The sequence below is a fragment of the Streptomyces sp. CAI-85 genome, assembly GCF_013363615.1.
In the GTDB taxonomy this organism is placed as follows: Bacteria; Actinomycetota; Actinomycetes; order Streptomycetales; family Streptomycetaceae; genus Streptomyces; species Streptomyces antibioticus_B.
Map to the genome: position 1 here is coordinate 183,685 of NZ_JAANNX010000009.1, position 25,441 is coordinate 209,125.

Below are 25,441 nucleotides of genomic sequence, written 5' to 3' on the forward strand. Positions count from 1 at the left end.
CGGCGGAATCGGGCCGAGCGGTCAGTGATGGAAGCCGGTCGCCGCCCCCTTGTCCCGGATCGCCGGACCCGACTGCTTGCGCAGTTCCGGCAGCAGCCGCGTGAGGTCGTCCACGAACAGCGCCGCGAGGTCCTCGGAGAAGCCGTTGCGGCACACCACACGGATCACGGACAGGTCCTCGCGGTTCGGCGGGAAGGTGTACGCCGGCACCAGCCAGCCGTGCTCCCGCAGCCGCCGTGACACGTCGAAGACGTCGTACGCCGTCACCTCGGGCGCCGTGGTGAAGGCGAAGACCGGCAACTGGTCACCGCGCGTGAGGAGACGGAAGTCGCCGAGGGACTCCACCTTCTCCGCGACGGCCATCGCCACGTCCCGGGTGGACTGCTGCACCGCGCGGTAGCCCTCCCGGCCCAGCCGCAGCAGGGTGTAGTACTGCGCGACGACCTGGGCGCCGGGCCGGGAGAAGTTCAGCGCGAAGGTCGGCATGTCGCCGCCCAGGTAGTTGACCCGGAAGACCAGCTCCTCGGGCAGCGCCTCCTTGTCCCGCCACAGCGCCCAGCCGACACCCGGGTACACCAGCCCGTACTTGTGCCCCGAGGTGTTGATCGACGCCACGCGCGGCAGCCGGAAGTCCCACACCACGTCCGGGTCGAGGAAGGGCGCCACCATCCCCCCGGACGCGCCGTCCACATGCACCGGGACGTCGAGGCCCGAACGCTCCTGGAGGGCGTCCAGGGCCGCGCACAGCTCGGCGATCGGCTCGTAGGAGCCGTCGAAGGTGGAGCCGAGGATGCCGACGACCCCGATGGTGTTCTCGTCGCACAGGTCGGCGGCGGCCTGCGGGTCGAGGTGGTAGCGGTCGCCCTCCATGGGGACGAGACGGGGCTCCACCTCCCAGAAGTTGCAGAACTTCTCCCAGCACACCTGGACGTTGATCCCCATGACCAGGTTCGGGCGGGCGCCCGGCGCCGGATTCCGCTTGCTCCAGCGGCGCTTGAGCGCCATGCCCGCGAGCATGCACGCCTCGCTGGACCCGGTCGTCGAACAGCCCACGGCCGCCGACGGATCCGGCGCGTTCCACAGGTCCGCGAGCATCGCCACGCACCGGCGCTCCAGCTCGGCCGTGCGCGGGTACTCGTCCTTGTCGATCATGTTCTTGTCGCGGCACTCGGCCATCAGGACACCGGCCTGCGGCTCCATCCACGTGGTGACGAACGTGGCCAGGTTCAGGCGGGAGTTGCCGTCCAGCATCAGCTCGTCGTGGACGACCTGATAGGCCGTCGACGGCGAGATGGGGCCGTCGGGCATGCGGTGCTTGGGCGGCGCCTCCGTCATGCCTCCGACCGGATTCGCCTCCCCGTAGAACGGGTTGACCGACAGCGGGCGTTCGTCGTGCTTCGCGGGACCTTTGTGCAACGCCATGGATGTTCCTCCTGGGGATCGAACGGACGTCAGCGGACGGAAGTTCCGTCCGCGCGAAGCTGCATCTGGGGGCGCCCCGTCACCAGCAGCCAGGCCGGCAGCGAGGCGAAGCAGAGCAGGGCGATGATCGTGGGCGAGGCCACCAGCACGGCGGCGGTGAACAGGCTCACCCAGCCCTGCCGGGTGATCGCCAGCAGCACGCCGAGCACGCCCGCCGCCACCCCGACCGCCGGATGCACGCCGGACACCAGCGCGTGCGCGGTGAGGCCGAGGGCGGCGCCGACGAAGACCGCCGGGAAGATCCGGCCGCCGCGGAAGCCGCAGGACGCGGCGACCACCAGCGCGGCCAGCTTCACCACCGTCATCGTCGCGAACTCGCCGGCCGTCCAGCCGTCCGGATCGGCGGCCAGCTCCGCGACCTCGTCCAGCCCCTTGAAGAGCGTCAGATGCCCGCCCAGGGCCCCCAGAAGGCCCAGGACGAGCCCGCCGGCGGGCAGCATCAGCATCGGATGCCGCAGCTTCCCGAAGGCGCCGTGCACGTACGGGAAGACCCGTACGGCGCACATGCCGAGCAGCGCGGCCACCGACGCGATCACCAGCGCCGCCAGCAGATCGCCCCAGCCGGGGCTGCCCAGCGGCGGCAGGTCCAGGTCGAAGGCCGGATGGGCCACCAGGTCGGTGGTGAGCGACCCGGCCGCGGCGGCCACCAGCGGGGCGAACACGTTGTCCCACAGCGCGCCCTTCGCCTCCCGCCCCGCCAGCGCCTCCGAGATCACCAGCGCCGCCGCGACCGGCGTGCCGAACAGCGCGCCGATCGTCCCGGCCTCGGCGAGCATCGGCCACACCCGGCCCGGCATCCGCGGGATCAGCCGGTGGCCCAGCCAGACGGCGAGCCCCACGTTCACCGCGATGATCGGGTTCTCCGGACCCAGGCTGGGCCCGCCCGCCAGCATCAGCACGGCGGCCAGCGTCAGCCCCGGCAGCACCCCGGGCGCCAGCACGGGCGCGTCCAGTCCGGTGGTCGCCGGATCGGGCCCCGCGTGCCCCGGCACCTTCCACACCACGAGCCCCACCGCGACCCCGGTCGCCGTGAGCACGACCAGCATCCAGAACACGGAATACCGGCCCACGCCCAGCGCGTCCGGCAGATCCGCCCACAGCACGTCCTGCAACTCCTCGGCCACCCCGCTGACCAGCAGGAGCAGCAGACTGGAGACGGCTCCCACCACGACGGCGGGCAGGATCAGGGGCAGCAACGCGCGGGCGGGAGTCGCCGGAGCGGTGGGCGCGTGCCGCGGGATCTCCTGAGCCACAGGCTCACGATAAGCGGGCAAAGCGGACATGACATCCGGGGGCGTCCGGCCGGGAACCGTCTGGGTCCCGGCCCGCGCTTGCACCTCACGCGGCGTGAGGACGCACCGTGGAGGACGACACCGGAAGGACCGGGAAGTGAGGGGAGAAGTGAGCTACTCCGTAGGACAGGTCGCGGGCTACGCGGGCGTCACGGTGCGCACCCTGCACCACTACGACGAGATCGGACTGCTCGTCCCCGGCGGCCGCAGCCACGCGGGCCACCGGCGCTACGACGACACCGACCTCGAACGGCTCCAGCGGATCCTGTTCTACCGCGAGCTCGGCTTCCCCCTCGACGAGGTCGCCGCCCTGCTCGACGACCCGGACGCGGACACGCGCGCGCACCTGCGCCGCCGGCACGAGCTGCTGACCGCCCGGATCGAGCGGCTGAAGGAGATGGCGGCGGCCGTGGAACACGCCATGGAGGCACGCAGAATGGGCATCGACCTCACCCCCGAGGAGCGCTTCGAGGTCTTCGGGGACCACGACCCCGAGCAGTACGCGCAGGAGACCGAGGCGCGCTGGGGCGGCACCGACGCGTACGCCGAGTCGCGGCGCCGCACCGCCCGTTACACCAAGGACGACTGGAAGCGCATCCGCGCCGAGGCCGACGCCTGGGGCGAGCGCTACGCGGCGCTCGTGGCCGCCGGCGAGCCGCCGACGGGCGAGGCGGCCATGGACCTCGCCGAGGAGCACCGGCGCCACATCGACACCCGCTACTACGCGTGCCCCCACGAGATGCACGTCTGCCTGGGCGAGATGTACGTCGCCGACGAGCGCTTCACGGCGTACTACGACGCCCTGCGCCCGGGCCTCGCCCAGCACCTCAGGGACGCGATCCTGGCGAACGCGGCCCGGCACACGCACTGACGGCGACCCGTCCTGGCCCGGTGCCGCCCCGCGCGTCCGGGGGCGTTCACTCCTGGGCCAGGACCACCGCCGTGCCGTACGCGCACACCTCGGTGCCCACGTCCGCCGCCTCCGACACGTCGAAGCGGAACGCCAGCACGGCGTTGGCGCCCCGCGCGCGTGCCTGCTCGACGAGCCGCTCCATGGCCTGGTTGCGGGTCTCCACCAGGGTCTTCGTCAGCCCCTTCAGCTCACCGCCGATCATCGACTTCAGGCCCGCGCCGATCTGGCTGCCCAGATGCCGCGAGCGCACGGTGAGGCCGAAGACCTCGCCGACGACCTGCTCGACCCGGAAGCCGGGTACGTCGTTGGTGGTGACGACCAGTACGTCAGGCCGGGGTCCCTGACCGCCGCCGAATTCCTCGATGCCCATGCTCACAGCTTTGACCGGGGAGAGGCACAGTGCATCCTGGGGGAGGCCCTGGGAACCTGGCCCCGCGGCGCCGCGTTGATACGTTGGGGCGGTCCTCCGCCGCACCGACCGCCCTCACCCCTCAGGAGCCCGGAACCGTGACGACTCTTGCCCTCGGACCGAGCTGGCTGGACCCCGACTATCTGCTGGACAGCTTCGGCATCTGGGGTCTGCTGCTCATCGTGTTCGCGGAGTCCGGCCTGCTCATCGGCTTCTTCCTGCCCGGTGACTCGCTGCTGTTCACCGCCGGTCTGCTGATCACCTCCGGCCAGCTCGACTTCCCGCTGTGGGGCGCGGTCGCGCTGATCTGCGTCGCCGCGATCCTGGGCGACCAGGCGGGCTACATGTTCGGCAAGAAGGTCGGCCCGTCGCTCTTCACCCGACCGGACTCCCGCCTCTTCAAGCAGGAGAACGTCGTCAAGGCGCACGACTTCTTCGAGAAGCACGGCCCGAAGTCGCTGATCCTGGCCCGCTTCGTGCCCATCGTGCGCACCTTCACGCCGATCATCGCCGGCGTCAGCGGCATGCGGTACCGCTCGTTCCTGACCTTCAACATCGTCGGTGGCGTCCTGTGGGGCGCCGGTGTCACCCTTCTGGGCTCCTGGCTCGGCAACATCGACTTCGTGAAGAAGAACATCGAGGCGATCCTCATCCTGATCGTCCTCGTCTCGGTGGTCCCGATCGTCATCGAGTTCATGAAGGCACGCAGCGCCGCCAAGAAGAACGCCGCGCAGGCCCCCGCCGAGCAGCAGCCCGCGCAGCAGCAGCCGTACCAGCAGCAGCCCCCGGTGATGGACGACGCGACGACCCGGCTCCGCCGTATCGACGAGCACGAGCCCGGCCCGTACGGCCACCAGGGCGGCCACCCCCAGCAGAACGACTACTACGGCACGCCGTACCCGCAGCAGGACCGGCCCCACCAGCCCCAGCAGCAGCCCTACCCGCAGCAGCAGCCGCAGCCGTACCCCCAGCAGCAGCCCTGGGACCAGCAGCCGCAGCAGCAGCCGTACGGCGCCCAGCCCCGGCAGAACAGCCAGTACCCGTACAACGAGGGCTACTGACCAGGCGGCGCCGGGCCCGCGGGCGTCAGAACCCGCGGGTCCGCTTGGCCGCCCGGCGCTTCTCGGCGGAACCGATCCGCAGGAACAGCCGGGACACCTCCGAACCCAGGTTCACCCCGATCGCGATGGCCATCGCCAGCGCCGCGGCCTTGGTGAGCGACACCAGCCCCTGGTCCACCTCGTTCTGCGCGATGGCCAGCAGCCCGAAGTACGTCGCCGAACCCGGCAGCAGGGGCCCGATCGCCGCCGTGGTGTACGGCAGCGCCGACGCGAACCGGTAGCGGGCCAGCAACTGCCCGAACAGCCCCACCACCCCCGCCGCGACGGCCGTGGAGGCCACCGGCGAGATCTCACCCGCGTAGTGCATCGCCCCGTACACCGACCAGGCCACGCCCCCGTTCAGGGTGACGGCCAGCACGGTCGAGCGCTCCTGCTGCAACAGCACCGCGAAGGTCAGCGACAGCAGCATCGACGCGCCGATCTGCCACAGCGGCCGCTCGGTGATCCCCAGGGCCGCGTCCGGGTTGAGATGCGCCCCGAGCTGCACGCCCAGATAGAGCATCACCAGCACCCCGACCACGATGCCCACGAAGAAGTACATGACCTCCAGCAGCCGCGCCGCCGCGGTGATGTAGAAGCCCGTCAGACCGTCCTGGACGCCCGCCACCAGCGCCCGCCCGGGCAGCAGCGCGAACAGCCCGCCGGTGATCACCGCGGACGCCTTCACGTCCACATGGGCCAGGGTCAGCGCGACCCCTATCGCGGCCGGCGGCATCGCGGCGACCAGGAACTGGTAGAACTCCGGCAGCCCCCGCCCCGCGCACAGCCAGGCCAGCCGGTCGCCGAGCATCGCCCCCAGCGCGGCGGCGACGAACACGACCAGATCACCGCCGACCAGCACCGAGGCCGCGCCCGCCAGCAGCCCGCTCGCCGAGGTCAGCACCCAGGTCGGATACGGGTGCCGGTTGCGGCGCATCTCCGCGAGCCGCCGGTACGCCTCCTCCAGCGAGAAGTGCGTCTCCGGATCGCTCAGGTCGTCCACCAGCCGGAACACGGCCGCCAGCCGGGTGTAGTCGGTGCCGCGCCGGCGGACCGTCCGGGACGCCGTCAGCGGATCGTCCACCAGCGACGGCTGGTACGAGATCGACAGCAGGGTGAAGGTGACGTTCGGCTCGCAGCGGTCCAGCCCGTAGGAGCGGCAGACCGCGAACATCGCGGCCTCCACGTCCTCGGCGCCCTCCCCGCCCGCCAGCAGCAGCTCACCGATGCGCAGCGTCAGGTCGAGGACGCGCGGGACGGCCGGCCCGCCCTCCTCCGGCTTCACGGTCCGCTCCGGCGCAGGGCGCTCGGTCACCGGCATCCGCAGCATCGTGCGCATCCGGTCCTGCCAGGGCAGGTCCTTGGTCAGACTGACCACCGGCACGCCCTCGGCGGGAGTGAACGCGGCCGGGCCGCCGCGCGCGCTGTAGGTGTTCGGGCGGCTGAACGCCGACCCCTCCGGCTCCTCGGCGGGCGGCACGTCCAGCCCCCGCGGAACCGCGAACTCCGACGTGGTCTCCGACTCACCGCCCGCTCTGGGCACGGCCAGCCCCGGCGGAACGGCGAACTCGGACGTCACCTCGGGCTCGTAGGAACCCCTCGCCTCGTCCGACTGCGGCTTGCGGTCCTCCGCATCCGTCACTGAGCAACGCTCCCTGAACGACACCTTCCGTACGGATCAGTATGCGCACAGGCACACGAAAGGGCCGCACGCGTGTGCGTGCGGCCCCCTCGGTGCGGAAGGTCAGTGACCGCCCTGGTCCTTGAAGCGCTTGTAGGACCGCTCGATCTCGGCCTCGGCGTCGGTCCGGCCGACCCAGTCGGCGCCCTCGACGGACTTGCCGGGCTCCAGGTCCTTGTAGACCTCGAAGAAGTGCTGGATCTCCAGGCGGTCGAACTCCGACACGTGGTGGATGTCGCGCAGGTGCTCCACGCGCGGGTCGGTCGCCGGGACGCACAGCAGCTTGTCGTCGCCGCCGGCCTCGTCCGTCATCCGGAACATGCCGATCGCGCGGCACTTGATGAGGCAGCCCGGGAAGGTCGGCTCGTCCAGGATGACCAGCGCGTCCAGCGGGTCGCCGTCCTCGCCGAGGGTGTTCTCGACGAAGCCGTAGTCGGTCGGGTAGGCGGTCGAGGTGAAGAGTCGACGGTCCAGGCGGATCCGACCGGTCTCGTGGTCCACCTCGTACTTGTTCCGCGAACCCTTCGGGATCTCGATCGTGACGTCGAACTCCACCGGACGCTCCTCCATGATCAGCACATAGTTCTGGTGGTTAAGTGTCCCTCACGCAGGTGGGTGATCGCGAAAGGGGCTGGTGGTCATGCCGGAGCTGAGACCGTGGCGGGCCGCGAGACCGCACGTGGTGCGGGTCGCGGACGCCGTACGACCGCGTCTGGCACGGGCCGCAGGGATCGTAGGCCCTCGTCTCGCGCGGGCGACGGCGGCCGCGAAGCCGCGGGTCGCACGGCTCACGCAGGCGGCGAAACCGCAGCTCGCGCGGATCACGAAGACCGGTCCGACCATCAGGACCTGGCGGTACACCGCGGGTGCGGCGACCGCCGGACTGGCGCTGGCCGCGGGCGTGGTGACCGCCGCCGGGCCCTGGGACTCCACCGGTCAGCGTACGGCCGAGCGGGACCGCGCCGCCGCCCTGCATCACACGGGTGGCGCAGATCACGGCCGTCGCACCGGTTCGTCCGATACGTCCGACACCGCGGCGGGCGCCCCCCGGCCCGCCCCGAGCGCCCCCTCCGTCCTCTCCGGTCTCGGCGGCCCCACCGGCACCGTGAAGTCCGCCCACACCACCACCGCCCTCGCCGCCGTCCTGGACCCCCTGCTGCGCGACCCCGCGCTCGGCACCCTGCACACCGCCTCGGTCGTCGACGTCACCACCGGCGCACGGCTCTACGGCACCGGGTCCGGGCAGGCGCTCACCCCCGCCTCCACCACGAAGATCGCCACCGCGGTCGCCGCGCTCACCGCGATGGGCCCCGACCACCGGCTCACCACCCGCGCCGCCCTCGAACCCGACACCAAGGAACTGGTCCTGGTCGGCGGCGGTGACCCCACCCTCACCGCCCGCAAGGACGCCGACGGCTGGGCGAGCCTGCGCGCCCTCGCCGTCTCGGCCGCCAAGGCGCTCAAGGCGCGCGGCCTCACCGACGTCACCCTCTCCTACGACACGACCCTCTTCACCGGTCCTCAGATTCACCCCATCGGGGTCGACCCCAACATCGCCCCCGTCACCGCCCTCAGCGCCGACCAGGGCCGCACCGACGACTCCACCAGCGGCACGGCCTACCGCGTGGCCGACCCGGCCGCCGACGCCACCCGCCAGTTCGCCGACTTCCTCAGGGCCGAGGGCATCACCACCAGCGCCCCCGGCCCCTCGAAGGCCACCACGCGCGCGGAGACCCTCGCCACCGTCTCCTCGCCCCCGCTGTCCGACCTCGTCGAGCGGATGCTCACCAACAGCGACAACGACATCGCCGAGGCCCTCGCCCGCCAGACCGCCGTCGCGACCGGCGGCCGCGCCGACTTCGCCGGCGGCGGCCGGGCCGTCCACGCCCAGCTCACGAAGCTCGGACTGCCCATGACCGGCGCGGTCTTCAAGGACGGCAGTGGACTCGACCGGGGCGACCGCCTCACCGCCGACCTGCTGACCGCCCTGCTCGTCAAGGCCGCCGACCCGGACCGCCCCGACCTGCGCCCGGCCCTCACCGGCCTGCCCGTCGCCGGCTTCACGGGCACCCTCAGCGCCCGCTACACCGAGGGCGCCGCCGGCGTCGTCCGCGCCAAGACCGGCACCCTCACCGGCGTCAACGCCCTGGCCGGCACGGTCGTCGACCGCGACGGCCACCTCCTCGCCTTCGCCCTCCTGGCCTCCGGCACCACCAACCGCGACACGGCCCAATCAGCCCTGGACCGAACAGCAACGGCACTGGCGAACTGCGGCTGCGGCTAGGACGCTCCGGTGCGGTGGGCGTCGGCGGTCCCGGGGTGCGGGTGTTCGGGTTCGGGTTCGTGGCTCTGCCTCAACTGGCGGTGAGCACGTACCGTTGACGCATGACGAGCATCGGTGGTGTGGAGATGGTCGACTGGAATCTCGCGGTCGCGACCGCGACCCGGCTCGTGCGGCCGGGCCCGGAGGTGAGCCGTGACGAGGCCAGGGCCGTCGTCGCGGAGCTGCGCCGGCACGCCAAGGCCTCGGAGGAACACGTCCGCGGATTCACCCGGATGGGTACCGAGGACACCCACGACACCCCGGTCCTCGTCGTCGACCGCCCCGGCTGGGTGCGGGCCAACGTCGCCGGTTTCCGGGAACTCCTCAAGCCCCTCCTCGACAAGATGCAGGAACGCCGCGCGGGCGGCCCCGGCGGCGCCATGCTCGGCGCCGTCGGCGGCAAGGTCACCGGCGTGGAACTCGGCATGCTGCTGTCGTTCCTGGCCTCCCGCGTGCTCGGCCAGTACGAGACCTTCGCCCCCGCCTCCCGCGACCTCCCCTCCGGCGGCCCCAAGGGCGGCCGGCTGCTGCTCGTCGCCCCGAACATCGTCCACGTCGAACGCGAACTCGACGTCGACCCCCACGACTTCCGCCTCTGGGTCACCCTCCACGAGGAGACCCACCGCACCCAGTTCTCCGCCGTCGACTGGCTGCGCGACCACCTGGAGGGCGAGATCCAGTCGTTCCTCGGGGAGACCGACGTCGACCCGATGACCTTCCTGGAGCGCGTCAGGGAGGCCGCCCAGTCCCTCGCCGGCGGCCGCCCCGAGGGCGAGGAGGACGACGGCGGACGCTCCCTCGTCGAACTCGTCCAGACCCCCGCCCAGCGCGAGATCCTCGGCCGCCTCACCGCCGTGATGTCCCTGCTGGAGGGCCACGCCGACTTCGTCATGGACGGCGTCGGACCCGCCGTCGTGCCCTCCGTCGCCGAGATCCGCGAGAAGTTCCAGCAGCGCCGCGCCAAGGGCGCCTCCCGCCTGGACATGGCCCTGCGCAAACTGCTCGGCCTCGACGCCAAGCTCCGCCAGTACCGCGACGGCGAACGGTTCGTGCGGGCCGTCGTCGAACAGGTCGGCATGGACGGCTTCAACCGCGTGTGGACCTCCCCGAACACCCTCCCCACCAAGGCGGAGATCGCCAAACCCGCGGACTGGGTCGCGCGCGTGCACCGCAAGGCCGAGTCATGACAGCCGTACGGCACCCCGTGAACCGGATCCGGCCGACGGCAGGCGAACGCCCCTTCAATCACCCGTCCGAGGGACCGTGGGCCCCCGGCAGGCGTGCAATGCTCGGGGAACGGCCCGGCTCTGTCACCATCTACACACTCTGAGTGACCGGCCCGGGGTTCACCCCCCGACAAAACTTCATGAAGGGAACCGGACAATGGGTCCCCATCCTGCGGTCGCGGCGATACGCCTGGCGGTCCGCCGCGTACTCCACGACATCCTCAACGACCACCAGCCCACCGACCCCACCGCCACACCGGCGCGGGGCTCGCACGCGCGCGTGCCCGCGCCGCTCGTCCTCGTCGCGTGCTCCGGCGGCGCCGACTCCATGGCCCTCGCCTCCGCACTCGCCTTCGAAGCCCCCCGGCTCGGGCTGCGCGCCGGCGGCGTCACCGTCGACCACGGCCTCCAGCCCGGTTCCGACCTGCGCGCCGACGAGGTCGTCCTGCGGCTGCGCGAACTCGGCCTCGACCCCGTCGAGGCCACCGCCGTGACCGTCGGCCGTGAAGGCGGCCCCGAGGGCGCCGCCCGCGACGCCCGCTACGCCGCCCTCGACGCCGCCGCCGAACGCCACGGCGCCGCCGCCGTCCTGCTCGGCCACACCCGTGACGACCAGGCCGAGACCGTCCTGCTCGGCCTCGCCCGCGGCTCCGGCATCCGCTCCCTGTCCGGCATGGCCGAGATCTCCGGCACCGGCGGCCGCTACCGGCGCCCCTTCCTCCAGCTCGACCGGCAGACCGCCCGCAAGGCGTGCATGGTCCAGTCGCTGCCCGTGTGGGACGACCCGCACAACGCCGACCCCGCCTACACCCGCTCCCGGCTGCGCCACGAGGGCCTGCCCGCCCTGGAGAAGGCCCTCGGCAAGGGCGTCGTCGAGGCCCTCGCCCGAACGGCCCAGCTCTCCCGCGACGACGCCGACGCGCTCGACGCCTGGGCCGGCCAGGCCGAGACCGCCGTACGGGACGCCGCCGGCCTCCTGGAGTGCGCCAAGCTCTACGCCCTGCCGCCCGCCGTACGCCGCCGGATCCTGCGCCGCGCCGCCATCGAGGCGGGCGCGCCGGCCGGTTCCCTCTTCGCCCGGCACATCGAGGAGGTCGACCGGCTGATCACCGGATGGCGCGGCCAGGGGGTCATCAACCTCCCCGGCAAGGTCGTGGCCCAGCGGCAGGGTGGCAGACTGGTGATTCGGCAAGGCTGAAACCCGGCTCTCCGCACGGAGGGCCAGGCGGCCGGTGGGACGACCGAAAGTGATGCGGTGGACGCGAAAGACATGGGTGCCGACCTCAAGCAGGTGCTCATCACCAAGGAAGAGATCGACGCGAAGCTGGCCGAGCTGGCCGCGAAGATCGACGCTGAGTACGCGGGCAAGGACCTGCTGATCGTCGGAGTCCTCAAGGGCGCGGTGATGGTCATGGCCGACCTCGCCCGGGCGCTGTCCACCCCCGTCACCATGGACTGGATGGCCGTGTCGTCGTACGGCGCGGGCACCCAGTCCTCCGGCGTGGTGCGGATCCTCAAGGACCTCGACACCGACATCAAGGGCCGGCACGTCCTGATCGTCGAGGACATCATCGACTCCGGCCTCACGCTCTCCTGGCTGCTGTCGAACCTCGGCTCGCGCGAGCCGGCCTCCCTCAAGGTGTGCACGCTGCTGCGCAAGCCGGACGCCGCGAAGGTCGCCATCGACGTGGAGTGGGTGGGCTTCGACATCCCCAACGAGTTCGTCGTCGGCTACGGCCTGGACTACGCCGAGAAGTACCGCAACCTGCCGTTCGTCGGTACGCTCGCGCCCCATGTCTACGGCGGCTGAGCCGGACCGCGGCGCCGGCCCGGGCGTCGACTGCGCCGGACGGCCGGTCTTGTAGGGCGATCGGGAACCCCAGCGGGTTTCGCACCGTTGGAGCAGGCAGACGGGCTCACCGGCTCTCCTGTGCGGCTTCGGGCCACCATGCTGGGGTACCGTCAGAAGAACTGTCTTATCAAACTCACTATGGCAGGAGGGACGGGGCGGCACCGCTCCGTATGGATGGACGTGAAGCGATACTTCCGTGGGCCGGTCATGTGGATCGTGCTGGCCGTCCTTGCCGTGGTCGTGTTGATGCAGGTCGTCGGCTCGTCCGGCGGCTACAAGACGGTGGACACAGGCCAGGTCATCGCAGCGATCAACGACAACAAGGTCGAGTCGGCGAAGCTCACCACCGGTGACGAGCAGACCATCAAGGCCACGCTCAAAGACGGCGTGAAGATCGAGGGCAGCTCGAAGATCCAGGCGAGCTACATCGGCGATCAGGGCGTGACCATCGCCAACACGCTGCAAACCAAGTACCAGGACAAGCAGATTCCGGACGGCTACACGGTCTCTCCGACGAAGCAGAACGCCTTCGTCGGGATCCTGCTGTCCCTGCTCCCCTTCGTCCTCATCGTGGTCGTCTTCCTGTTCCTGATGAATCAGATGCAGGGCGGCGGCTCCCGCGTCATGAACTTCGGCAAGTCCAAGGCGAAGCTCATCACCAAGGACACCCCGAAGACGACGTTCGCGGACGTCGCCGGTTCGGACGAGGCCGTCGAGGAACTCCACGAGATCAAGGAATTCCTCCAGGAGCCGGCCAAGTTCCAGGCCGTCGGCGCCAAGATCCCCAAGGGCGTGCTGCTGTACGGCCCGCCCGGCACCGGCAAGACGCTCCTCGCGCGTGCCGTCGCCGGCGAGGCGGGCGTCCCCTTCTACTCGATCTCCGGTTCCGACTTCGTCGAGATGTTCGTCGGTGTCGGTGCCTCCCGCGTGCGTGACCTGTTCGAGCAGGCCAAGGCGAACGCCCCGGCGATCGTCTTCGTCGACGAGATCGACGCGGTCGGCCGCCACCGCGGCGCCGGCCTCGGCGGCGGTCACGACGAGCGCGAGCAGACCCTGAACCAGCTCCTCGTCGAGATGGACGGCTTCGACGTCAAGGGCGGCGTGATCCTCATCGCTGCGACGAACCGGCCCGACATCCTCGACCCGGCGCTGCTGCGCCCCGGCCGCTTCGACCGCCAGATCGCGGTCGACCGCCCGGACATGCAGGGCCGTCTGGAGATCCTCAAGGTCCACCAGAAGGGCAAGCCGGTCGCGCCCGACGTCGACCTGTCCGCCGTCGCCCGCCGCACCCCCGGCTTCACGGGTGCCGATCTGTCGAACGTGCTGAACGAGGCCGCGCTGCTGACGGCCCGCTCGGACAAGAAGCTGATCGACAACCACATGCTGGACGAGGCGATCGACCGTGTGGTCGCGGGCCCGCAGAAGCGGACCCGGATCATGTCGGACAAGGAGAAGAAGATCACCGCGTACCACGAGGGCGGTCACGCCCTGGTCGCGGCGGCCTCGCCGAACTCCGACCCGGTCCACAAGATCACGATCCTGTCCCGGGGCCGCGCCCTCGGCTACACGATGGTCCTGCCGGACGAGGACAAGTACTCCACCACGCGCAACGAGATGCTGGACCAGCTCGCGTACATGCTGGGCGGCCGCGCGGCGGAGGAGCTGGTCTTCCACGACCCGACCACGGGCGCGGCGAACGACATCGAGAAGGCCACCGCCACCGCCCGCGCGATGGTCACCCAGTACGGCATGACCGAGCGCCTGGGTGCCATCAAGTTCGGCGGCGACAACACCGAGCCGTTCCTCGGCCGTGAGATGGCTCACCAGCGCGACTACTCGGAAGAGGTCGCCGCGCTGGTGGACGAGGAAGTCAAGAAGCTCATCGAGAACGCGCACAACGAAGCCTGGGAGATCCTCGTCGAGAACCGCGACGTTCTCGACAACCTGGTGCTTCAGCTCCTGGAGAAGGAGACGCTGGGCAAGGAGGAGATCGCCGAGATCTTCGCCCCCATCCACAAGCGTCCCCCGCGGCCGGCCTGGACCGGCTCCTCCCGCCGTACGCCCTCGACCCGTCCGCCGGTGCTCTCCCCCAAGGAGCTGGCCCTGACGAACGGCGCGAACGGCACCACCCCGGCGATCTCCACCGCGAAGGCCACCGCGGCGGAGCCCGCCCCGGTGACGGAGCCCGCTCCGGAGGACCGCCCGGAGAGCTGACCAGGCCCGGAATGGATGCCGCGCCCCCCAGGTTCTAGCCTGGGGGGCGCGGCATTTTCCGTATGACCTGTTTTCGACGCCCTTGTGGGACACCTAGGAACGAGGCAGCACATGACCGACCCCGTGACGCTGGACGGCGAGGGCCAGATCGGCGAGTTCGACGAGAAGCGCGCCGAGAACGCCGTACGCGAACTCCTGATCGCGGTCGGCGAAGACCCGGACCGCGAGGGCCTCAAGGAGACTCCGGCGCGGGTGGCGCGGGCGTACAAGGAGATATTCGCGGGGTTGTGGCAGAAGCCCGAGGACGTGCTGACCACGACGTTCGACCTGGGGCACGACGAGATGGTGCTCGTGAAGGACATCGAGGTGTTCTCCACGTGTGAGCATCATCTGGTGCCGTTCCGCGGGGTGGCGCATGTCGGCTACATCCCGTCCACCACCGGGAAGATCACCGGTCTGTCCAAGCTGGCCCGGCTCGTGGACGTGTTCGCCCGCCGTCCTCAGGTGCAGGAACGTCTCACCACTCAGGTCGCGGACTCGCTGATGGAGATTCTGGAGCCGCGCGGCGTGATCGTCGTCGTGGAGTGCGAGCACATGTGCATGTCCATGCGCGGTATCCGCAAGCCCGGCGCCAAGACCATCACCTCGGCGGTCCGCGGTCAGCTCCGGGACATGGCGACCCGCAACGAGGCGATGAGCCTCATCATGGCGCGCTGAACGGCCGCGCGCCGACCTACGCCGGGGTCGCCGCTCCGTTGTTGTGGTCGTCGTCGTCCTCGGGGAGTTTGCAGACGCGTTCCAGGAACAGGGCCGCCGCTATGACGCCGATGCCCGCGACGACGGAGAAGCCGGCGTAGATCGCCTGGTCGCGGTGGGCCGGGACCTCCAGGGACTCCAGGAGGAAGACGCCCGTGCCGCCGTACATGCCGCTGACGAGGGCGGCGACCAGGGCGCTGGCCTGGCCGAAGACGACCGCGCGGGCCGCCATCAGCGGGTCGACCCCCTTGGCGCCGGGGCGGCGCTCGCGCTGGGCCCTGAGGCGGGAGCGCAGCGACAGCGCGGTGGCCAGCAGCACCACCGCGATCAGGGCGAGGACGATGGGGGCGGCCAGCGGGACGCTGGGCAGGGTCCCGATCGAGGTCCACAGACGGGCACCGGCCCAGGACAGGACGCCGGCCACGAGGAAGACCCCGGCCAGCACCCTGATGCGCAGCTCTTTCACGGTGTTCCTTCAGCTCCCCCGGGTCCTCAAGGACAGTGCTCGTCTTGACCTTAACGACTACTCGGGCAGGTGAAGTTCCAGGTCCTGGCGCGCGGTGACGCCGTCCCGGGTGATCGTGTCCAGGAGGGCCGCGACCGGCCCCCGGCCGGGCAGCTCGGCCTCGGGGTCGACGTCGAGCCAGGGGGCGAGCACGAAGGCGCGTTCATGGGCGCGCGGGTGGGGGAGCGTGAGCTGCGGGTCGCCGTCGACGACATCGGCGTAGGCCACGATGTCGACGTCGAGGGTGCGCGCGCCCCAGCGCTCCTCGCGGACCCGGTGGAACGCCTCCTCGACCGCGTGCGCCCGCTCCAGCAGGGAGGACGGTGGCAGGGTCGTCTTCAGCACCACCACGGCGTTGAAGTACGAGGGCTGGCTGCCGGGCTCGACGCCCCACGGCGCCGTCTCGTACACCGGCGAGACGGCCTTCACCCGGACGCCCGGGGTGTCCTCCAGGGCGTCGATGGCGCCCTGGAGGGTCTCCAGGCGGTTGCCGAGGTTGGAGCCGAGGGAGATCACGGCGCGCCGCGGGTTGTGCAGCGTGGTGTCGGCGGCGTCCACCTGCTCGACCACGGAGGCGGGCACCGGCTGTACGGTCGGGTCGCTGTGACCCTCGGTGAAGGACGCGGTCATGCTCGGCTCCGGATGATGGTGACGGTCACGTCGTCGAAGGGGACGGTGATCGGTGCGTCGGGCTTGTGGACGCGGACCTCGACCTCGTCCACCCCGTCGTGCGCCAGACAGGCGCGGGCGATGCGCTCGGCGAGCGTCTCGATGAGGTTGACCGGCTCGCCCTCGACGACGGCGACGACCTCCTCCGCCACGATGCCGTAGTGCACGGTCTTCGCCAGGTCGTCGTCGGCGGCCGCCGGGCGGGTGTCCAGGCCGAGCACGAGGTCCACGATGAAGGTCTGGCCCTCCTCGCGTTCCTTGGGGAACACACCGTGGTACCCGCGGGCCTTCAGGCCGCGCAGCTCGACACGATCCACGCGCATCACTCCTGCAATCGTCGGTTCCGGCCGGCCGGTGGCGTGTGCGGGCGCCACCTCGGCCTCGAACGAATCTACCTGCGAGCACGGACAGCGCCGGGCCCCGGCGGGCACGGCCCGGGGCGCCGCCGCAGTTTTCACCGGGTGTTTCCCTCGGTGAACCCGGTGGCTCACGGGCCGGTAGCCGCCCCTACCCGCGGGTTCGTGATTCCAACCACTTCTTGGTGCAGGAGGGGGAAGGCCGGTGGCGGCGCGGGGGTCAGACCGGGCTCTCGCCGTTGTCGTCGTTCCCCGGGTTCTCGGGGTGGTCCAGGCTCTCCGGTTTCTCGCCGTCCTCCGGCTCGTCGCCGTCGGCCAGGACCGGGGAGGCGTGGTGGGACCACAGCTTCCAGCCGTCCCGGGTCCGGCGGAACACGTTCGTGGCGACGACGAGCTGACCGACCAGCGGCCCCAGCTCCTCGCCGTCCGACGGGGCCGGGCCGCCGCTGAGGATGTTCTCCGTGCAGTTCACCAGGGCGGTGTCGCCGGTGACGGAGACATGGACGTCGGTCAGGAAGAACTGGATGTAGTCGGTGTTCGCCATGATCAGCGCGTACGACCGCAGCACCTCGCCGCGCCCGGTGAGCACCGGCCAGCCGGGGTGCACGCAGGAGATCACGCCGCTGTCCGCCGGATCGTGGTACTCCTCGTCGACGCCCAGGTCGGAGGGGGTGAGCCAGAGCGAGGACACCGTCTCGAAGTCGCCCCGCTCCAGCGCCTCGTAGAACGCCGTGTTGGCGGCCTCGACCTCTTCGACGTCGGTGTGGGGGGCGCTCACCGGACTCCTTCCGCACCACCGGGGCGCACGGCGCGCGAGCCGTCGTCGGCGCGCGTCTCTCCTGTAGCGCGCGCCCCTTCCACGGCGCGCGCGACCCGCACCGCGTCCGCCGTCGCGTGGACCTCGTGCACGCGCACGGCCCACGCGCCGTTGTGCGCGGCGAGCGCGGAGACGGCGGCCGTGGCGGCGTCCCGTTCGCGCGCGGGGGGCGGTGCGCCCTCCGGTCCTGCCAGGACGCGGCCGAGGAAGCGTTTGCGGGAGGCGGCGACCAGGAGCGGGTGCCCCAGGGTGTGCAGCCGGTCGAGGTGGGCGAGGAGGGCGAGGTCGTGATCGGCGTCCTTGGAGAAGCCGAGCCCGGGATCGACGACGATCCGGTCGGGGGAGACACCGCCCGCGAGGACGGCCTCCACGCGCGCGTGCAGCTCGTCCACGACCTCGGCGACCACATCGGCGTAGACGCCCTTGACGTTGCCCCCCTCGAGGAAGCCGCGCCAGTGCATGACGACGAACGGGGCGCCGGCGTCCGCCACCACCGGGATCATCTCCGGGTCGGCGAGGCCGCCGCTGACGTCGTTGACCAGGGCGGCGCCGACGGCGAGGGCCCGGGCGGCGACGGACGCGCGCATGGTGTCGACGGAGACGACGACGCCCTCGGAGGCGAGGCCGCGGACGACGGGGACCACCCGGCGCATCTCCTCGGCCTCGTCGACACGGGTGGCCCCGGGGCGGGTGGACTCCCCGCCGACGTCGACCAGGTCGGCGCCCTCGGCGACGAGCTGGAGGCCGTGCTTGACGGCGGCCGTCGTGTCGAACCAGCGGCCCCCGTCGGAGAAGGAGTCGGGGGTGACGTTGACGACCCCCATCACCGCGCAGCGATCCCATTCCGGAAGACCGGCGACCCGTCCGCGTCCGCTCTGCTTGCTCATATGTTCAGCGTAGGCCCAGGGGCGGGCCGGGACGCTGCCCGGCCCGGCTTCCCCGGCCGGGGCGGAACCCCGCAGGCGCTGCCCGCCCACCCCTACGCGGCCTGTACGTCCCGCTCGGCCGGCCGGTGCGCACACACGCGTGCCGGCTTCGTACGGCGGCGCAGGAAGCGGGGCAGCGGCAGGGCGAGGTCGACGAAGCCCTCGGCCTGCATGGCGGCGAAGCCGATGCGGGGCAGATCGCCGGACGCGCGGTAGACGACGAAACGGGGCTCCCAGCGGGGCTGGAACTTGGCGTTGAACTTGTACAGCGACTCGATCTGGAACCAGCGGGAGAGGAAGACCAGCAGACCGCGCCAGGCGCGCAGCACCGGTCCGGCGCCGATCTTCTCGCCGCGGGCCAGCGCCGAGCGGAACATCGCGAAGTTCAGCGACACGCGCGTGACCGCGAAGCGGGGGGCGGCCTGGAGCGCGGCCACGATCAGCAGTTCGTTCATCCCGGGGTCGGCCGCGCGGTCGCGCCGCATCAGGTCGAGGGAGACGCCGTCCGGGCCCCAGGGCACGAAGTGCAGGATCGCCTTGAGGTCGCCGTACGGGCCGGGGATCTCGTCAGTCTTGTGGGCGGTGGCGATGAGACAGTCGCCGTCGGCCGGGTCGCCCACGCGGCCGAGCGCCATGGAGAAGCCGCGCTCGGTGTCGGTGCCCCGCCAGTCCTCGGCGGCCCGCCGGATCCGGTCCAGCTCGGCCTCGCCGAGGTCACGTACACGTCGGACCCGGGTTTCGTATCCGGCGCGCTCGATGCGCTTGACCATCTGGCGGACGTTGCGCATCGCGCGGCCGGCGAGCGAGAAATCCGCGACGTCCACCACCGCCTCGTCGCCCAGTTCGAGGGCGTCGAGGCCGGTCTCGCGGGTCCAGACCTCGCCGCCGGTCTCCGAGCAGCCCATGACGGCGGGCGTCCAGGAGTGGGCCCTGGCCTCGTCCATGAAGCGCTCGATGGCGCCGGGCCACGCCTCGACGTCACCGATCGGGTCACCGCTGGCGAGCATCACGCCGGAGACCACGCGGTAGGTCACCGCGGCCTTGCCGCTGGGCGAGAAGACGACCGCCTTGTCGCGGCGCAGCGCGAAGTGGCCCAGGGAGTCGCGGCGGCCGTGCCGGTCCAGCAGGGCGCGCAGCCGGGACTCGTCCTCCTCGGTGAGGCGCGCGGCCGGGTGTTCGGGGCGGAAGGCGAGGTAGATGGTGGTGACCGCGGTGAGCCAGCCGAGGGCGCCGAGCGAGAAGGCGACGGTCCAGGAGGTGTTGCCCGCGTAGTCGACCGGGCCCTCGAAGCCGAAGAGGCCGTACAGGACGTGCGTCAGGCGATCGGCCAGGCTCGGGTCGCCGATCAGACGGTTCGGGTGGACGCTGACGATGACCAGTCCGAGACCGAGGGAACCGGCGCCCATGAGGACGAAGTTGGCGAGCGCGCGCCAGCGGCTGCGCGGATCGGGCAGGGCGGCGAACTGGTCGCGGTGCACCAGCAGGGGCACCAGGAGCGCGATCGAGATGAGCGCGCCGACGACCGAGTGGCGGTACACGAACTGGGCCGCGGCGCCCGCCGGGAGCAGCACCACGGCGGCGCGCCAGGCCCGCCGCTTGGAGCGCTTGAGGCCGTGGGCGAGGAGCAGCAGCAGGATGCCGGCGCTCAGCGAGAGCGCCGCCGCGAAGGGGCCGAACGAGCCGGGCAGCACCTCCGCGAGGGTGTGCATACGGCTGTGCCGGAACCGGGGGAAGACGCCCGCGGCCACGTCCACCAGGCCGACGAGGGCACAGGCTCTGCCGACGAGGGCGGGCACGGACTCGGGGCGCGGACCGCGCACGAGCCGCCGCACCCTGCTTGATCGGTTCGGAACCCCGCCCGACATTTCCCCATCTTCCCTGACAGACATCGCATCCCGTAGTTCCGCGAGAGACCTTGGACCCGGTGCCGATTCGGGCATCCGGCGACATTGCGCCCTCTAGGACGGTGTCTCGGGGAGAGAGGTTCACTCAGCTTCTCAAAGCCACCGAAAAGGCCAAGGAAAGTCCGGGACAAGCCCTCGCGAAGGAGTCGGGGGGACGGGCCTGCGCCCGGACGGAGAGCAGGCAGGAAACCACCGCATGGGTCTCACGAGCACCACCTTGCTGCTTCTGTCGATCGCGTTCGCCGTCGTGCTGTTCATCGGCACGGTGTGGCTGTGGCCGCGCCTCGCGCGGGGCACCTGGCGGGCCGTCAGCGGGCGCGTCGGGCTGCTGTTCGCCACGCAGTTGGCGGTCTTCGTGTCGGTGGGCCTCTCCGCGAACCAGACGTTCGGCTTCTACGCGAGCTGGGCGGACCTCCTGGGCCGGGAGACGGAGGTCGGCGTGGTCGTCGACCACGCGGGCGGCGGCGGGGCGCCCTCGGGGCTCCTGCGGGTCGTCGACACCCGGCAGGTCGACGGGGGCAGCGGCCGGCCGCGGTTCGGCGGGCAGATACAGAAGGTGGCCCTCAACGGCCGTACGACACGCATCGCCACGCCCGCGTACGTGTATCTGCCGCCGGAGTACTTCGACCCGGCGAACCGCACGCGTACGTTCCCCGCGGCGGTCGTGCTCACCGGCTACCCGGGGACGGCCGAGGCGCTCGTGGACAAGCTGCACTACCCGCGCACCGCGCGGCAGCTCGCCAAGGACGGGCGGATGCAGCCGATGATCCTGGTGATGATGCGGCCCACGGTCGCGCCGCCGCGCGACACCGAGTGCGTCGACATCCCGGACGGGCCGCAGACCGAGTCGTTCTTCGCCGAGGACCTGCCGGAGGCCGTGGCGGCCCACTACCGGGTCGGCAAGGAGCCGGGGAGCTGGGGGATCATCGGGGACTCCACGGGCGGGTACTGCGCGCTGAAGCTGGCGATGCATCACCCGGAGTTGTACGCGGCGGGCGCGGGCCTGTCGGCGTACTACAAGGCGCCGATCGATCCGACCACGGGCGACCTCTTCCACGGGAACCGGACGCTGCGCGACGAGGCCGATCTGCACTGGTTTCTGAAGAACCGTTCCGCCCCGGACACCTCGCTGCTGGTCACGAGCAGCAAAGTGGGCGAATCCAACTACAAGGCCACGCTGAAGTTCATCGACGAGGTGAAGGCCACCCAGCGGACCCGGATCTCCTCGATCATCCTCGAAAGCGGCGGGCACAACTTCAACACCTGGCGGCGGGAGATCCCGCCGACGCTGGAGTGGATCAGCGGGCGCCTGACCGGGGCGTGAACGGCCGTTCCACACCGTAAATGATCTTGATTTCCGTTGAATGCGTGACCGCTCTGTTTCCCGATGTCCTGTGAAGGCTTCGGTATGGCAGCTTTTTGTGGGGCGGGGCGCCAACAATCGCCTACGCGCGGTAAGTTTCTGGCCATGCCACGTGGACGTCACCGCCATTCCCCGCCTTTGCACAGGCTGCTGCCTCCCTCGGCTATCGCAGGTGTCTCGGTCGTCATCGCCCTGGGACCATGGCTGTTCACGGAGCCCATGGTGCTCCGAGCGCTGGCCGCGGCCGCCGCGGCCACGGCGCTCGTCGGCGCGTTCGTCATGCGCCGCTGGGACATGCAGGCGGGCCGGCAGGTCGCCGACCTCACGCGCGCGCGGGCGAGCGACGAGTGGCGCTTCGAGGAACGGGTCGCCGAACTGGAGACCGACCTCGACGAATCGCGCGAGCTGCGCGTCAAGCTGGAACAGCGGCTGCGTGCCAAGCGCGCCGAGCTGGCCGGCCTGCGCAACGAGCACGCCGCGCTGCTGCGCCGGTACGCCACCGCGGAGACCGAGCGGGCGACCGCCCTGGAGGGCCGCCGGCTGCTGGAGATAGAGACCACCGCACCGCCCGCGGCCCTGCCTCCGGCGCGTGCGGCGCAGGACGACGAGGTCGAGGCGGTTGACGGGGCCGAGGTGACCGGGGCCGAGACCGAGACCGAGGCCGAGGTTGATGAGACGGCCGGCGTTGACGACGCGGCTGACGCGGGCGAGACGGCCGGGCTGGACGAGTCGGCCGACGACGCCGACGACGCCGACGGCACCGATGACGCCGACGAGGCCGAGGCCCCTGAGGCGGCTGCCGACGCCGCCGACGCCGATGAGGACGACGAGGACGCCGCGCACGAGGCCGATGCCCCCGCGGCTTTCTCTCCCGAGGGTTCCAAGCTGTTCCTGCGCGCGCAGGCGGCGTTGGGCAAGTTCGACCCGGACGCGGTGAAGCCCGCCGAGGACACCAAGGGCGCCAAGTCCGCCAAGGCCGCGAAGGACGACGACCCGGCCGGTGCGGAGCCCGCGGCGAAGGCGTCCGTCACGGAGACCGCGACGGACGCCGCCGACGGTGACGCGGAACCCGCGCGGGAGGACGAGGCGGAGGGGAAGTCCGAGGCGGCCGTCGAGCACACGCGCGCGGCCGCCCCCCACCCGAACGTCCCGACCGCTTCGGTTGCTTCGACCACGGAGGCGGCCCCGGCTGTCGAGCAGGTCGAGAGCGGCCTCGCTGAGCCCGCGCAGGCCCCGGCCCCGGTGTCCTCCGGTTCGGCCGAGCTGGTGCGGCGTCCGGCCGGGCCGGTGGTGCGGCCCTCCGGGCACTTCACGGTGCCGACCGCCGTCGCCGTCGTCCCCGCCACCCCGCCGGTCCGGCGTCCTACGGCCGAGGGCGGCTTCGACTTCTTCGGCACGAAGAGCGAGGCGCCGTCCGACGCCCTCGCGGACGTGCAGAACGAGGACCTCGCCGACGTGGTCGGACAGGAGGCCCTCGCGCTGCACAAGGCCGAGGCGGAGGCGGAGTTCAAGCCCGCCGGCGAGGAGTCGCGCGGCGTGGGCCAGGTGATCGACCTGACCGCGCACGACGAGACCGAGCAGATCGACCTTCAGGGCCTGCGCAGCGCCGTCTCCTGAACCATCCAGCGGTCGGGGCGTGCGTCCCGGCGCCCGGTGCGGGACCGTTCGGCCTGGCCGCGGAGCAGCTCCGCGGCCTCCTGAGCGTCCCGCAGCCGGGCCGTGACGGTCTTGTCGGCTCCCGTGTCCACATGGACGTCCGCGAGCCGCCAGAGGCGCTGCCAGGGCCCCTGGGAGAGCCGCACGCTCTGCACCTTGGCGTGCGGCACGAGCGCCAGGTGCCGGAGGAGCAGTCCGTGGCGGGCCGCGAACACCGCGTCCGTGACGGCGATCCCGTGGCCCCGCCACCACACCGGCACGCACCGACCGGCCCGGCGCGGCGGGCGGGACAGCGCCTCGTCCGGCGGGACGGTGACACCGGGCAGCACGCGTGCGACGACCGCCTCCGCCGCCGCGCGCGGGGCGACCGGCAGCAGCACGGAGTTGGACGACCCGGCCACGTCCAGCTCCACGCGCACCCAGCCGCGCCGCCGCCACAGCAGGGGCCGGACGATCCGCACGGTCTGCACGCGCCCCGGCGGCACCGTCTCGTGGGCGCGGTCCAGGAGCCCGTGGTCGATGCGCAGACCGTCCGGGGAGTCGGCCACCCGCCAGTCGTACTCGGCGACGAACCTGCCCACACTGCTCGCGCCCGCCGCGCCCAGCAGCGGCAGCCCGCTCGCCAGGACGGTCACCACGCTGTGCGTGGCCAGCCACAGCAGGGGCGGGACGACCAGCGCGGCGGCCAGCGTGCCCCAGGTCGCGCCGGTCAGCGCCAGCGCGATCGCCAGCTCGCGCGCCGGCACGCGCACGAGTTCGCGCGCCGGCGCCTCGCCCACCTCGTGGGCCGTCTCGGGCGCGAACCCGGCCGCGCGCGCGAGCAGTTCGGCGCGCAGCGCGCGGGCCTCCTCCTCGCCGAGGAAGGCCAGCTCGTCCTTCTTCGCCGCCCCGACGACGTCGAGCCTCAGCTTCGCCACGCCGGCGACCCGCGCGAGCAGCGGCTGGGTGACGTCGATCGCCTGGATGCGCTCCAGCCGGATGTGCGCGGTGCGCCGGAACAGCAGACCGGTACGGATACGCAACTCGCTGTCCGTCACCGCGAAGTGGGTGAACCACCAGGTCAGGAAGCCGTACGCGGCGGCCGCCGGGAGCAGTACGGCGAGTGCGACCAACAGGGTCGTGGTGGTCAGCCGGGTGAGCTGCTGCTGCGCCTGGTTCGGATCGTGCGCGGCCCATCCGACGAGCACCGCAAGCGGCGCCCACGCCCGCCGGAACGGCGTGACGGGATGCAACCGCCGCTCGACGACGGCCCGCGGCGCGGAGGGCCCACGGGGCGCGCGGCCTGCGTCGCCTGCAGACGCGTGCTCGACCGCTCGCGCGTGCTCGGCGGCGGGCCCGGCCTCGGGTGCAGGTTCTCCTCCGGGCGACGGCCCACGCGCGGACGACGCACTGCCCTCGGGTGATGGCTGGGCCTCGGGTGACGGCCGACGCTCGGGTGACGGTCCGCCTTTGGGCAGTGGCCCGCCCGCGGGCGGCCCGCCTTCGGGCGATGGGCCGCCCTGGGACGAAGGCCCGGCCTCGGGTGTAGGTCCGCCGTCTGGTGACGGCCCACGCGCGGGCGACGGTCCGCCCTCGGGTGACCGCCCACGCGCGGACGACGCACTGCCCTCGGGCGAAGGCCGGGCCTCGGGTGACTGCCGACGCTTTGGTGATGGTTCGCCCTTGGACGGTGGCTCGCCCTCGGGCGGCCCGCCTTCGGGCGACGGGCCGCCCTTGGGTGTAGGTCCGCCTTCGGGTGACGGCCCAGGCTCGGACGACGGTCCGCCCTCGGACGACGGCCGACGCTCGCGTGACGGTCCGTCCTTGGACGCTTGCCCGCCCTCGGGAGGCCCGCCCTCGGGCGACCGGCCGCGCTTGGACGAAGGCCCGGCCTCGGGTGTAGGTCCGCCTCCGGGAGACGGCCCAGGCTCAGACGACGGCCCACGCGCGGACGACGCACTGCCCTCGGGTGATGGCTGGGCCTCGGGTGACGGCCGACGCTCGGGTGACGGTCCGCC

General features: G+C 72.0%; 22 protein-coding genes. 10 read left to right on the plus strand and 12 right to left on the minus strand.

The window, feature by feature from the left end; all coding sequences use genetic code 11:
* Nucleotides 1-21: 21 nt before the first annotated feature.
* Together G6W55_RS14625 and G6W55_RS14630 are read right to left on the minus strand one after the other, a co-directional pair.
* Nucleotides 22-1,422 carry a glutamate decarboxylase gene (locus tag G6W55_RS14625; RefSeq protein ID WP_175521249.1) on the minus strand — a complete coding sequence of 467 codons (1,401 nt, stop codon included), beginning with the start codon at nucleotides 1,420-1,422 and terminating at the stop codon, nucleotides 22-24.
* A gap of 29 nt (nucleotides 1,423-1,451) precedes the next feature.
* A complete protein-coding gene (locus tag G6W55_RS14630) occupies nucleotides 1,452-2,735 on the minus strand; it encodes an ion channel protein (protein ID WP_175521250.1) in 1,284 nt (427 codons plus the stop codon).
* Nucleotides 2,736-2,883: 148 nt separating this feature from the next.
* Here G6W55_RS14630 and G6W55_RS14635 point away from each other — a divergent pair, with 148 nt between their 5' ends.
* On the plus strand, nucleotides 2,884-3,645 hold the full coding sequence (locus G6W55_RS14635; protein WP_175521251.1) for a MerR family transcriptional regulator: 762 nt from the start codon (nucleotides 2,884-2,886) through the stop codon (nucleotides 3,643-3,645).
* Nucleotides 3,646-3,691: 46 nt separating this feature from the next.
* Here the strand turns inward: G6W55_RS14635 and G6W55_RS14640 are convergent, their stop codons facing one another.
* Nucleotides 3,692-4,057, minus strand: a complete 366-nt coding sequence (locus tag G6W55_RS14640; protein WP_175521252.1) for a YbjQ family protein — start codon at nucleotides 4,055-4,057, stop codon at nucleotides 3,692-3,694.
* Nucleotides 4,058-4,194: 137 nt separating this feature from the next.
* On the opposite strand from G6W55_RS14640, the gene G6W55_RS14645 reads away from it, so the two are divergent.
* On the plus strand, nucleotides 4,195-5,157 hold the full coding sequence (locus G6W55_RS14645) for a VTT domain-containing protein (protein ID WP_175521253.1): 963 nt from the start codon (nucleotides 4,195-4,197) through the stop codon (nucleotides 5,155-5,157).
* Between the two features lie 25 nt (nucleotides 5,158-5,182).
* Here G6W55_RS14645 and G6W55_RS14650 read toward each other — a convergent pair whose 3' ends face one another.
* On the minus strand, nucleotides 5,183-6,838 hold the full coding sequence (locus tag G6W55_RS14650) for a threonine/serine exporter ThrE family protein (RefSeq protein WP_175521254.1): 1,656 nt from the start codon (nucleotides 6,836-6,838) through the stop codon (nucleotides 5,183-5,185).
* A 102-nt stretch (nucleotides 6,839-6,940) separates the two neighbouring features.
* Nucleotides 6,941-7,432 (minus strand): inorganic diphosphatase, encoded by a 492-nt coding sequence (locus tag G6W55_RS14655; protein WP_059193998.1) that lies wholly within the window; start codon nucleotides 7,430-7,432, stop codon nucleotides 6,941-6,943.
* Nucleotides 7,433-7,517: 85 nt separating this feature from the next.
* On the opposite strand from G6W55_RS14655, the gene dacB reads away from it, so the two are divergent.
* From dacB to folE, 6 genes are all read left to right on the plus strand, one after another.
* On the plus strand, nucleotides 7,518-9,161 hold the full coding sequence (gene dacB / locus G6W55_RS14660) for a D-alanyl-D-alanine carboxypeptidase/D-alanyl-D-alanine-endopeptidase (protein ID WP_175521255.1): 1,644 nt from the start codon (nucleotides 7,518-7,520) through the stop codon (nucleotides 9,159-9,161).
* Between the two features lie 101 nt (nucleotides 9,162-9,262).
* A complete protein-coding gene (locus G6W55_RS14665; protein WP_175521256.1) occupies nucleotides 9,263-10,387 on the plus strand; it encodes a zinc-dependent metalloprotease in 1,125 nt (374 codons plus the stop codon).
* A 196-nt stretch (nucleotides 10,388-10,583) separates the two neighbouring features.
* A complete protein-coding gene (tilS, locus tag G6W55_RS14670; protein WP_175521257.1) occupies nucleotides 10,584-11,624 on the plus strand; it encodes a tRNA lysidine(34) synthetase TilS in 1,041 nt (346 codons plus the stop codon).
* A 72-nt stretch (nucleotides 11,625-11,696) separates the two neighbouring features.
* Nucleotides 11,697-12,236 carry a hypoxanthine phosphoribosyltransferase gene (hpt, locus tag G6W55_RS14675; protein WP_030796019.1) on the plus strand — a complete coding sequence of 180 codons (540 nt, stop codon included), beginning with the start codon at nucleotides 11,697-11,699 and terminating at the stop codon, nucleotides 12,234-12,236.
* A gap of 216 nt (nucleotides 12,237-12,452) precedes the next feature.
* The gene (gene ftsH, locus G6W55_RS14680) at nucleotides 12,453-14,492 is read left to right on the plus strand and encodes an ATP-dependent zinc metalloprotease FtsH (protein ID WP_030796021.1); all 2,040 of its coding nucleotides are present in this window, start codon (nucleotides 12,453-12,455) and stop codon (nucleotides 14,490-14,492) included.
* A gap of 111 nt (nucleotides 14,493-14,603) precedes the next feature.
* Nucleotides 14,604-15,209 (plus strand): GTP cyclohydrolase I FolE, encoded by a 606-nt coding sequence (gene folE, locus G6W55_RS14685; protein ID WP_030796023.1) that lies wholly within the window; start codon nucleotides 14,604-14,606, stop codon nucleotides 15,207-15,209.
* 16 nt (nucleotides 15,210-15,225) lie between these two features.
* Here folE and G6W55_RS14690 read toward each other — a convergent pair whose 3' ends face one another.
* From G6W55_RS14690 to G6W55_RS14715, 6 genes are all read right to left on the minus strand, one after another.
* Complete coding sequence (locus G6W55_RS14690; protein WP_175521258.1) at nucleotides 15,226-15,714, minus strand: DUF3180 domain-containing protein; 489 nt, start codon at nucleotides 15,712-15,714, stop codon at nucleotides 15,226-15,228.
* Nucleotides 15,715-15,771: 57 nt separating this feature from the next.
* Complete coding sequence (folK, locus tag G6W55_RS14695; protein WP_175521259.1) at nucleotides 15,772-16,383, minus strand: 2-amino-4-hydroxy-6-hydroxymethyldihydropteridine diphosphokinase; 612 nt, start codon at nucleotides 16,381-16,383, stop codon at nucleotides 15,772-15,774.
* Nucleotides 16,380-16,739 carry a dihydroneopterin aldolase gene (gene folB / locus G6W55_RS14700; RefSeq protein WP_085214702.1) on the minus strand — a complete coding sequence of 120 codons (360 nt, stop codon included), beginning with the start codon at nucleotides 16,737-16,739 and terminating at the stop codon, nucleotides 16,380-16,382. Before folB ends, folK begins: the two co-directional genes overlap by 4 nt.
* 259 nt (nucleotides 16,740-16,998) lie before the next feature.
* Entirely contained in the window at nucleotides 16,999-17,556 is a 558-nt protein-coding gene (locus tag G6W55_RS14705) for a nuclear transport factor 2 family protein (protein ID WP_175521260.1), read from the minus strand.
* Entirely contained in the window at nucleotides 17,553-18,482 is a 930-nt protein-coding gene (gene folP / locus G6W55_RS14710; protein WP_175521261.1) for a dihydropteroate synthase, read from the minus strand. Before folP ends, G6W55_RS14705 begins: the two co-directional genes overlap by 4 nt.
* A gap of 92 nt (nucleotides 18,483-18,574) precedes the next feature.
* Nucleotides 18,575-20,386: a phosphatidylglycerol lysyltransferase domain-containing protein gene (locus tag G6W55_RS14715; RefSeq protein WP_175521262.1), complete on the minus strand. Its 1,812-nt coding sequence runs from the start codon at nucleotides 20,384-20,386 to the stop codon at nucleotides 18,575-18,577.
* Nucleotides 20,387-20,621: 235 nt separating this feature from the next.
* Here G6W55_RS14715 and G6W55_RS14720 point away from each other — a divergent pair, with 235 nt between their 5' ends.
* Together G6W55_RS14720 and G6W55_RS14725 are read left to right on the plus strand one after the other, a co-directional pair.
* Entirely contained in the window at nucleotides 20,622-21,749 is a 1,128-nt protein-coding gene (locus G6W55_RS14720) for an esterase family protein (protein ID WP_175521263.1), read from the plus strand.
* A gap of 144 nt (nucleotides 21,750-21,893) precedes the next feature.
* Complete coding sequence (locus tag G6W55_RS14725; RefSeq protein ID WP_175521264.1) at nucleotides 21,894-23,405, plus strand: hypothetical protein; 1,512 nt, start codon at nucleotides 21,894-21,896, stop codon at nucleotides 23,403-23,405.
* Here G6W55_RS14725 and G6W55_RS14730 read toward each other — a convergent pair.
* Nucleotides 23,378-24,676 carry a PH domain-containing protein gene (locus G6W55_RS14730; protein ID WP_175521265.1) on the minus strand — a complete coding sequence of 433 codons (1,299 nt, stop codon included), beginning with the start codon at nucleotides 24,674-24,676 and terminating at the stop codon, nucleotides 23,378-23,380. The two genes, G6W55_RS14725 and G6W55_RS14730, sit on opposite strands and share 28 nt — an antisense overlap.
* Nucleotides 24,677-25,441 lie beyond the last annotated feature (765 nt).

Excerpts from the sequence above, each read along its gene's own strand:
- G6W55_RS14625 (WP_175521249.1), bottom strand. The coding sequence starts at position 1,422 with ATGGCGTTGCACAAAGGTCCCGCGAAGCACGACGAACGCCCGCTGTCG.
- G6W55_RS14640 (WP_175521252.1), bottom strand. The coding sequence starts at position 4,057 with ATGGGCATCGAGGAATTCGGCGGCGGTCAGGGACCCCGGCCTGACGTA.
- dacB (WP_175521255.1), top strand. The coding sequence starts at position 7,518 with ATGCCGGAGCTGAGACCGTGGCGGGCCGCGAGACCGCACGTGGTGCGG.
- G6W55_RS14665 (WP_175521256.1), top strand. The coding sequence starts at position 9,263 with ATGACGAGCATCGGTGGTGTGGAGATGGTCGACTGGAATCTCGCGGTC.
- tilS (WP_175521257.1), top strand. The coding sequence starts at position 10,584 with ATGGGTCCCCATCCTGCGGTCGCGGCGATACGCCTGGCGGTCCGCCGC.
- hpt (WP_030796019.1), top strand. The coding sequence starts at position 11,697 with ATGGGTGCCGACCTCAAGCAGGTGCTCATCACCAAGGAAGAGATCGAC.
- ftsH (WP_030796021.1), top strand. The coding sequence starts at position 12,453 with ATGGACGTGAAGCGATACTTCCGTGGGCCGGTCATGTGGATCGTGCTG.
- folE (WP_030796023.1), top strand. The coding sequence starts at position 14,604 with ATGACCGACCCCGTGACGCTGGACGGCGAGGGCCAGATCGGCGAGTTC.
- folK (WP_175521259.1), bottom strand. The coding sequence starts at position 16,383 with ATGACCGCGTCCTTCACCGAGGGTCACAGCGACCCGACCGTACAGCCG.
- folP (WP_175521261.1), bottom strand. The coding sequence starts at position 18,482 with ATGAGCAAGCAGAGCGGACGCGGACGGGTCGCCGGTCTTCCGGAATGG.
- G6W55_RS14715 (WP_175521262.1), bottom strand. The coding sequence starts at position 20,386 with ATGTCGGGCGGGGTTCCGAACCGATCAAGCAGGGTGCGGCGGCTCGTG.
- G6W55_RS14720 (WP_175521263.1), top strand. The coding sequence starts at position 20,622 with ATGGGTCTCACGAGCACCACCTTGCTGCTTCTGTCGATCGCGTTCGCC.
- G6W55_RS14725 (WP_175521264.1), top strand. The coding sequence starts at position 21,894 with ATGCCACGTGGACGTCACCGCCATTCCCCGCCTTTGCACAGGCTGCTG.